General features: G+C 46.0%; 11 protein-coding genes. 7 read left to right on the plus strand and 4 right to left on the minus strand.

Annotated elements, in window-relative coordinates:
- Window positions 1–105: 105 nt before the first annotated feature.
- The 3 genes from C5O23_RS13600 to C5O23_RS13610 form a co-directional block, all read right to left on the minus strand.
- Window positions 106–1,164, minus strand: a complete 1,059-nt coding sequence (locus tag C5O23_RS13600; protein WP_107033457.1) for a hypothetical protein — start codon at window positions 1,162–1,164, stop codon at window positions 106–108.
- 155 nt (window positions 1,165–1,319) lie between these two features.
- Complete coding sequence (prfH, locus tag C5O23_RS13605; protein WP_107033458.1) at window positions 1,320–1,925, minus strand: peptide chain release factor H; 606 nt, start codon at window positions 1,923–1,925, stop codon at window positions 1,320–1,322.
- Window positions 1,922–3,121, minus strand: a complete 1,200-nt coding sequence (locus C5O23_RS13610) for an RtcB family protein (protein WP_107033459.1) — start codon at window positions 3,119–3,121, stop codon at window positions 1,922–1,924. Before C5O23_RS13610 ends, prfH begins: the two co-directional genes overlap by 4 nt.
- A gap of 84 nt (window positions 3,122–3,205) precedes the next feature.
- Between C5O23_RS13610 and C5O23_RS13615 the strand changes: the two genes are divergently transcribed.
- Entirely contained in the window at window positions 3,206–4,240 is a 1,035-nt protein-coding gene (locus C5O23_RS13615) for a helix-turn-helix transcriptional regulator (RefSeq protein ID WP_161553618.1), read from the plus strand.
- Window positions 4,241–4,296: 56 nt separating this feature from the next.
- On the opposite strand, the gene C5O23_RS13620 is transcribed toward C5O23_RS13615, so the two are convergent.
- A complete protein-coding gene (locus tag C5O23_RS13620) occupies window positions 4,297–4,890 on the minus strand; it encodes a metallophosphoesterase family protein (RefSeq protein ID WP_107033461.1) in 594 nt (197 codons plus the stop codon).
- Window positions 4,891–5,100: 210 nt separating this feature from the next.
- On the opposite strand from C5O23_RS13620, the gene C5O23_RS13625 reads away from it, so the two are divergent.
- From C5O23_RS13625 to C5O23_RS13645, 6 genes are all read left to right on the plus strand, one after another.
- A complete protein-coding gene (locus C5O23_RS13625) occupies window positions 5,101–6,435 on the plus strand; it encodes an RtcB family protein (RefSeq protein WP_240597872.1) in 1,335 nt (444 codons plus the stop codon).
- Between the two features lie 59 nt (window positions 6,436–6,494).
- Window positions 6,495–6,848 (plus strand): hypothetical protein, encoded by a 354-nt coding sequence (locus C5O23_RS13630; RefSeq protein WP_107033462.1) that lies wholly within the window; start codon window positions 6,495–6,497, stop codon window positions 6,846–6,848.
- Between the two features lie 19 nt (window positions 6,849–6,867).
- On the plus strand, window positions 6,868–7,077 hold the full coding sequence (locus C5O23_RS13635; RefSeq protein ID WP_107033463.1) for a hypothetical protein: 210 nt from the start codon (window positions 6,868–6,870) through the stop codon (window positions 7,075–7,077).
- Entirely contained in the window at window positions 7,068–7,193 is a 126-nt protein-coding gene (locus C5O23_RS14600; RefSeq protein ID WP_255259268.1) for a hypothetical protein, read from the plus strand. The genes C5O23_RS13635 and C5O23_RS14600 overlap by 10 nt, the downstream gene beginning before the upstream one ends.
- Window positions 7,194–7,307: 114 nt before the next feature.
- Complete coding sequence (locus C5O23_RS13640) at window positions 7,308–7,550, plus strand: WCX domain-containing protein (protein ID WP_458692842.1); 243 nt, start codon at window positions 7,308–7,310, stop codon at window positions 7,548–7,550.
- A gap of 2 nt (window positions 7,551–7,552) precedes the next feature.
- Window positions 7,553–8,041, plus strand: coding sequence for a 3'-5' exonuclease (locus C5O23_RS13645; RefSeq protein ID WP_107033465.1), 489 nt, complete (start codon window positions 7,553–7,555; stop codon window positions 8,039–8,041).
- Window positions 8,042–8,263: the final 222 nt, after the last annotated feature.

Here is an 8,263-nt window from a genome sequence, read left to right on the forward strand (position 1 = left end):
CTGAAACAGCAACTGAGGTAAAATAAAATTGACCCCCGCCGCCAGGACTTTTAAGGGGTCAATCTTATTATGCCCGTGGGGTCAAATCCCGCGTGCCCGAAGGGGTCAAACTCTCGCGCCTTTTCCACCTACGGAGCGAAGACGGTTCTGCACTTCGTTGAACCGGTTTTCTGAAAGTATGGATGACAGTTCAGTTATCTGGTTGCATTCAGAAGTGTTGTATATAAGATTCTTTTCTGCAAGAGTCTCCGCTTTTATAAGCCCGTTGACTGATTTGCCTACTTCGTTGATATTAAGCTCGCAAAGGAGTTCCTCTTTAGCTTTATCAGTCAGTTTGAAGGCATCAGAACGGGCCATGCCGTCTTCATTGACATTCTCGATAAGCTCTTTCTCAAAGAGTTCCGATTCACGGGTGCGAAATTCCCGTTTTACCCAACTCGGAATTTCATTGTCGTCGAATATGTCGTCAATATCATGGAACCCGATATTGTCATCGTTATTTTCCACAAACAAATGTGCCATAAAGACAAACAACAGAGTGTCTTCATCGCCAAAACCACAGCGACGCAACTCCGTGGCAAACTTGGTATCCTTGATTTCCACAAGCATATCCATTGTCTGCTCTATCAACGAATCGTGGGTCAGTTCATCATCTTCTTTTTCGTTCATCAGTTTGTCGAATCTATCGAAGAAAGTCTGAGTATCAGCCACAGGTTCTTCTTCATGAATGTATGGCTGATTCTTGCGCAAGGATTTCAGAACGGCTCCGGGAACACGGTAGCTTAACGATTTACGACACCGCGACGCACGAGGATAGTGCTTGGATTCAAGAATATCTATGTCGTCAGAAAGTCGCAGTATCTTGGTAGTGCGACAACCGGCATACTTGGCAATTTCTGAAATCATGATGCGGCTATCCTCGCTTCTGTCAACAAACATGGCGAGTAAAACCACCTGCATGGCAGTCAGTTTCAATTTGCGGACTGCATATTTTATATGAGTCGAGGCTTTCTCAATAAATTCCTTATCGAGATTAGAATCTTCGGCAAGTTCAACGATATACTCAAACGCCTCCAGAACGCTTTTGGGCTTAGCATTCTTTGCATCATTCTTCTGTTTTGATGTGTCGGCGGTATTTGCTTTATGAAGGTCTAATTCTCTCATTACTTAATTTGTTTTTAATTTACAATACAAGGGTAAAGCTCTTGTGAGTGAACCGAATGTGCTTGCAGGATTTACCGGTGTACGGTGGCTTGCCATTCGGATTCATCGCAAAATTACAGCTCAGGTGTATCAATATCCGATACAACATATAAAATTTACAATGGTCCTGAAAATTTTTTGACGGGGTTGCCCCGTTCAAGATTGTCATGGTTGCTCCATTGGCGTGACTGACATTCGGCAACGGCTTTTTCGCTTTGCTGATGTAGTTTTAATAAAAGTCGTTCTCTTGCAAGTGCTTTGTTCTGCAACTGGGATCGTTCATCGGAGCATTTGACAGAAAGTCCGGTGGGGATATGCGTTGCCCGGACAGCAGTCTCGACTTTGTTGACATTCTGTCCCCCTTTGCCGCCGGAACGGCAGGCTTCGTAAACAATGTCAGATTCTTCAATCTGTGGTAGTTTTACTTCATCAAAAAAGCTGATGCCGACAAACCAGTTGCAGCGCTTGTGAGTCGGGCGATACGGATTCTTGGTAGACCGCCAAAGTATAGTGCCCTGCCAGTCTTTTACAATAGACTGGGGAAACACTTCGTCGGTGGCGAATGTCATTGACATAAAGCATCCACCCTCTTGGTTGTGAGGCTCACAATCTGCAAGTTGCAACATTGGGATTACTTTGAGCAGTTCACGGGCCACGAGCGTGACGGCTCTGGCGCATTCCACCGGACCGCGGCCGGCTGTGATTTGTATATATTTCTTCATTCTCCGTTGTCTTTGATGTTGAGTTTGGGTTTTATCATAGCGATGACCTCGACTGTTGGTCGGATAAGTTCGAGTATCTCCCCGGTGGGTTTGTATGCCATCGGAGATTCATCAAGAGTCCCCGCGCAGACAGATGATGAGTAGATACCGGTCATTGATTCTTTAAATTCGTTCATTGATATTTGTTTTTTTGCTTGCGCCCGGCTCATGATGCGTCCGGCACCGTGAGGTGCGGTATTGAACCACTGCCCGTTTCCTTTGCCGGTGCAGATGGCAATACCATCACGCATATTGAACGGAATGGCGACTTTCCGCCCCTCGGAAGCGTCTATCGCACCTTTTCGCAACATAGGCCGGTCATCGGTCACTGCTATGTAGTTATGGATAGCAAAGATAGATTCGACACATTTAGCCTTACACAGCTTTCTGAGAATAGTGAAAATACGGTCACGGATTATCTGATGGTTATACAGAGCATATGCCTGCGCGATAATCATATCCGAAAGATAGCCACGTAACGAATCGCCCCAGAGATAACCGATATATTTTGCCCGCTTGGGGTTCTGCGCGATGTTGCGCCAATGTCCTGCTACCTTTACGCCGAGATTTCGGGAGCCGCAATGGATTGTCAGCCATCCGCCACCGGATTCGGAGTCCTCTCCATATTCAATGAAATGGTTGCCTCCGCCGAGTGAACCAAGACTCTTGTAGAAGATACCCTCCTGAAGTTTGATGCGCCGGCAGAAGTCAGTAATGAAACATCCATCAATGCGCGGAACTTCATTGATAAGATCAGGGGCAGCCGAGCGGGCTTTCTGATATTGAGCATTGAGGAAGCGGAACAGTTCTTTTTCATTGAGAGAGTTCTTTGGGCAAATGTCCGTACCTGTCGGGATTGTCTCGCGAATACGGTGGTCAAGTAGTAAATAGTCCTCCGGATTGACATTGCACGATAGCCTGTGCATGGAGATAGTGCAACCGATATCAACTCCGACATGGTCGGGATTGACATACATTCCGATTGGATAGGCTGTGCCTACATTGCATGAACTCCCGGCGTGAACGTCGGGCATTTGCACGATGGGCACACCCTCCATTGCCGGATGGTAGCAGAGTTCAGTTATCCATTCCAGAGCTGACTGCTCTATATTATCGGTGAATATCTCAGCTGATGTTGTTTGTCCGTTTATAATCATAATGCTGCAAAGTTGAGATGCATGTGCGCAATGGATTTGCGCACTAATAAAAAAATTTGCTATCTTTGCAAAAAATATCTGATTATGCCTATCAATCGCGCCACTCTCATCCGGATTTCAACCATTGACAAGTGTCTTCAGAACCATTACCGCCGCTGGACCATCAATGACCTGATTGATGCCTGCTCCGATGCTTTGGCAGAGTTTGAGGGCCGAAGCAATCCGGTGAGTCGCCGGACGTTTCAGAACGATCTTGCTCTGATGCGTAGCGACCGCTTGGGCTACAACGCCCCTATAGTGGTGCGCGAAAACAAATATTATGAGTACGAAGATCCTGATTTTAGTATCACGCATCTTCCGCTAAATGATGAAGGTCTCGATGCCCTTAACTCGGCTTTGGACATATTGCGACAGTTGCAGGGTTTTCCGCAGTTGGCATCATCAATTGACACCATAAGCAAACTCAATGAACAGATTTCACGCCACACAGGATCGTCAGTTCCTGCGATGGACATGGAGCATGTATCCGGCTACCGGGGAGCGCAATTTATCGGCACGATATATGATGCGGTGCGTAAACAGCAGACAATCGTCATCGAATATCAGTCATTCAAAGCCCGGCAGGCTGAGCCCCTAGTGGTATATCCATACCTACTGAAAGAGTATCGCAACAGATGGTTCCTCATAGCCGAAAAATTGACAAACCGCGTTCCGCAGGTCAATATCTTTGCACTTGACCGTATACAGTCAGTATCTGTTGACAAGGAACATTCTTTCAAGAAATGCGTTGACTTTGACCCTGAGCATTTTTTTGATGATACAATCGGTGTGACCAAGGGGATACATGACAAGGCGCGGCGGGTAGTCATCAAGATTGACCGACAGCAGGCTCCTTACGTGGAATCCAAGCCATTTCATAAATCGCAGAAAGTGGAGCAACGTTTCCGTGACGGCAGCATACAGATTTCATTGAAAGTTGTTATCAATAATGAGCTTGAACGCCTTATTCTCGGATATGGCGGCCATGCCGAAGTGATAGCCCCGCCGGCCTTCCGGGAGCGTGTAGCCGAAAGCGTCCGCATAGCAGCCAGACATTATAGCTCTAAATCAGAAGAATAGGACCTATGGGAAAAGTCATAATAAATGTCATGAAGCCACTTATTAATTAATTCCACTCAAAGCAAGATCAAATTCGGACTGTTTAAAACAGAGTGATCGGCATTCATAATCGCTCCATTTGAGAATTTGATGCCGTTTTGCACCAAGACTCCATGCTTGGCGTGGATATGACCGAAAAGATGTGCTTTGAGGTGAAGTTCGGATAGCTTCGTGAGTATCTCTTCTGATCCGTAGTTGATACCATCATCATAATCAAGTATGCCGTATGCCGGAGAATGAGTGATCAAGACGTCGGTATCGCCCGGAATCTTCTCATAGTTGTGTCTCTGGCGCTCGGTTATGCAGTCGCCAAGAAACATCGGCACGCCATAAAATTTCACACCATCAATTTCAATCCCTGAGTTGGATAGTTGATGCACGTTATCAGGTAGTCCGTCAATGTTGGCTCCATATAGGCAATCGTCATGGTTGCCGCAGATAAAGATTTTGTGTTTGTATGGCAAGTCACAAAACCAGTTGAGGAAATCAAGGGCTTCCTGCTCTGTCCCTACCATACAGAAGTCTCCGGAATGTACCATCACGTCGGCTTCGGGTAAATCCCGGAGCCGATGATGGCAGTTGTGAGTGTCAGAAAGGTGGAGTATTTTCATCTTTGTGATTTTTCACAAAGATAGAGTAGATATGTATCATTTTACGATGCAGAATAAAAATAGTTTAATATTTCTGTCCTGTCCCGAAAAATGCGCTACCCTTAGTGTAATTTTGCTCTCATGAAAAAATTTCTTGATTGATTTTTAGTGCGCAGAATGATTGCGCAACGACATTCTAACTTTGCACCGAAATATTAAAAACATCAGAATATGAAGACAAATGGAGATTCGCGTATGGGATTGAAGCGCATGTCGGCTGAAAGCCGGTGCGCGGTGGCGAAGCCATCAATACCCATCGCAATAGAAGGATACAACGTAAAGATATTTACGGACAACATCGAGGAGAATGCCTTGGAACAGATCAAGGAACTGCTTTCGATTGACGTGTTTTCCGACAAAAAGATACGTATCATGCCCGACGTTCACGCCGGTGCCGGTTGCGTCATAGGGTTCACAGGCGATCTCGGTGACAAGGTCATTCCCAATATAGTGGGCGTTGACATCGGTTGCGGTATGCACATTCTCAATCTCGGCAAACTCTCCGAAATTGACTTTCATGCATTCCACGAGCATATTCTTGGCAATGTGCCTTCCGGTATGTGGGTTCGTGAGGATAAACGTGGATTCAAGCCCCTTGTCGGAGAGGAAATGGAGATTTACCGTGAGGCTAAGCAACTTGTGACCGAACTTTACTGCTACCGTGAGATAAAAGACTCCGGGCGTATCAACAAGGCTATCGGTTCGCTCGGCGGCGGTAACCATTTCATCGAGCTTGACAAGGATGATGAGGGCAATGTTTACCTTGTCATACATACCGGGTCGCGCAACCTCGGCAAGCAGGTGGCAGATATTTATCAGGCAAAAGCCGTAAAGCATCTTACCGACGGAGCCGACGAGTTTGAAGAGACAATCAAACGCACCATTGAGGAATACAAGTCAGCAGGTCGTCGGTCTGAATTGCAGAGCGTCATAAAGAAGATGCGCAAGGAGCATCAGGACGCAGAGCCGAATCTTCCCGCCGCACTCTGCTATGTTGAGGGAGAAGGGCGTGAACACTATCTCCATGATATGCGTCTCTGCCAGCGATGGGCTGTACTCAACCGTAAACTTATATCACTATTGCTTATGCGGTTTTTCCCCGGCGTGGAGGTAAAGGAGGAATTTGAATCCGTCCACAATTACATTAGCGATGAGAATATCATCCGCAAAGGTTCAATCTCCGCCGCCGAGGGCGAGCGTTGCATTATTCCTCTGAATATGCGCGACGGTTCATTGCTCTGCACCGGCAAGGGCAATCCGGACTGGAACTGCTCAGCACCTCACGGAGCGGGACGTGTTTTGAGCCGTACTCAGGCTTACGAGAAAATCACGATAGAAGACTTCGAGGCATCCATGCAGGGTATATATTCGGAGTCGGTCAACGACTTCACCCGCGACGAGTCACCGATGGTCTATAAACCGGCTGAGGAAATCATTGCCAACATCGGCGACACAGTCACCATTGACACAATCATCCGTCCAATCTTTAATTTCAAGGCATCATAAATTTTACAACAATCGGAAGTATTTTCGATGAAGCAGAAAACGAATTTGAACCTCAGGAAATGAAAGAGCCAGTCGAATTCATAGGTAATTTTGCCCATTCAAAAAGTCGCAAATGCGAAAACCTTATTACTGAGGCAGCAACTATTCTTGAAGAATATGGTTGGAGAAATGAATTTGCCATGTATTATCATAAGGACAAGACTCAAGTAAGGCTTTATCTCCGCATGGCTTACGTCGCAAGTTGTTACCTAGACGGGACATGGGAGAATATCAAGGAAAGAATCCCATATATTATTCCTTTACTATTAGCTACAATAGAACTCCGTCAAGAGAAAAATCTCGGTGTGATTTGGACTGATCGACAAGTAACAAAGTTGGACTGGTCTAAGCCTGAAAGTTCTATCAGTGACTGAATAATGAAGCTTTGATGATATGAAAACCATACAATCGCCCGATGGAGTTGCACTCCTGATGGAAAATCTTTGGCTTCGTCATAAAGCCGGCATGAAGCTGCGACCATGTAATGTCTTTATGGTCGAGCTACTACCTCCAACAGATGAAAAGCTGGCAGAGGCTCGGCGAAAGAGTCATGAGAATAGTCGCCAAGATGACCCCGAAGAACTCTATGGCGCATGGATTTAATAGCAATGAATAATGCGGAGCGTTTCAACTGGATGCGAAAGCGCCATGCGTTCCTCAATGACATTGTCAAGTCATATACTTCATTGGATGACTTTGCAAAGGATAAAGAAGAATAGATCGCCGATATTACCGACCAGACTTATAAACTCCCCAAAGACTTTGACGCAGCCGGATATTTCGCCACAGCATACGGCATTGTTTTGGGTTATGATGCCAAGCCTGAGAGAATAGTGATTCGTGCCAACGAAGACCATAAACATTACTTGAAATCCCTCCCGCTGCATCATAGCCAACGACTGATCGAAGACTATGGCGAGTATGCCGATTTTGAGCTGTACCTCTCGCCGACATATGACTTCATAATGAAGTTGCTCCATGTCGGTGCGATGATAGAAGTCATCATCCCGGCATCACTGCGCAAAGAAATGAAAGGATGGATTTCAGACATTTATGAACTTTATAAAAACGACTGACAATGCAAGACTTTGTAGCAATAGACTTTGAAACGGCCAATGGCCGACGCTCCAGCATGTGCAGCATCGGCATAGTTATTGTGAGAGATGGTGAGATTGTCGACAAATTTTATAGCCTTATTCAACCTGCTCCCAATTATTATACTTATTGGACTACTGAGGTTCACGGACTCACCCGCCGGGACACTGACGGGCAACCGACATTTCCGGAAGTATGGGCCAAAGTAGCAGACCGGATCAAAGGGCTGCCTCTTGTAGCCCACAACCGCCCCTTTGATGAGAGTTGCCTAAAGGCAGTATTCGAGGAATACGGCATGGAATATCCGGGCTATGAATTTCACTGCACTCTCGCCGCCTCACGCCGCAGTCTCAATCTCCCAAGCCATCAGCTCCACCTCTCGGCAGCCGCCTGCGGCTATGACATGGAAAACCACCATCACGCGCTTTGTGATGCCGAGGCTTGTGCAGCCATCGCGTTGAAACTGTTATAATGAAGTAAATTATAAATAACTCTTCAAAATTAACCGATATAATGTAACAGCTCCTGTAGACTTCAGACTTATCGGCTTGCCGCTTTCGCTCTATCCACGGCTCTTTCATTTAACCTAAAATAAATAGCATATCTTCCCTTACCCGGTTCATTGAGAATCGGGTAATTTTTCCATGTCTGTATATCAAAGAGTTATTCTGGTATCAAAATCTTATTTTTTTCA

The organism is Duncaniella muris (assembly GCF_003024805.1).
Taxonomy (GTDB): domain Bacteria; phylum Bacteroidota; class Bacteroidia; order Bacteroidales; family Muribaculaceae; genus Duncaniella; species Duncaniella muris.